Raw genomic sequence first — 629 nt, 5'->3', positions numbered from 1 at the left:
GTAGACGAGCTCTTCGGTTCCGGTCCCGAACGCCGACCCTGGGCAACGGGGGGCGGGCGACAAGCGCTCGGCCGGCTCCAGGCAGTCCGTAGCAATAGCGACTCAGCCTGTTTGAAGAATATTGGGCTCAACATTGACCGAATATAATTTGCACCGATATCATAGTACGGTGTAAATAACGTCAAAGAAGGTTTCGGAATGAACGGAAGCAATATTTCGCACGGGAACGACACGGCAAGCATTCCGGCTTTCCTGTCGCAGGGCGATTCCACCCGGACCGTGATCGGTGCCGACTCCAACTTCATGGGCGACATCAGCATCCGTGAAGGCCAGGACCTGTACATCGAAGGATGTGTCGTAGGCAACGTTTTCCACGGCGGCAAGGTCGTTATCGCCAGTTCCGGCATGGTGATCGGCTCGATCTTCGCGGCGCACCTGGAAGTTCACGGCGTCGTGGATGCGCCCGACGGCGAAATTCTGGCGGCGAACCTGGTGGTGCACGGAACCTCGCGTGTCACAGCCAGTGAGGTCACGGTGGCCGCCGGCTGCATGAACTACGAGCGCGGCGGCTTCATGAGCGCCCAGATGGGCATGCTCTCCGAGTCCGAGGTGAAGATGCGCATTGACAC

At 59.1% G+C, this 629-nt stretch carries 1 protein-coding gene; it reads left to right on the top strand.

Annotated features, from left to right (window positions below):
* Positions 1 to 198: 198 nt before the first annotated feature.
* Positions 199 to 629 (top strand): bactofilin family protein (locus AC1DTN_RS38225; protein ID WP_477925382.1); only part of this gene is annotated, 431 nt, incomplete at its 3' end.

Source organism: Rhizobium sp. 01T444 (genome assembly GCF_056398305.1).
This window is presented reverse-complemented; position numbering and strand designations above follow the sequence as displayed.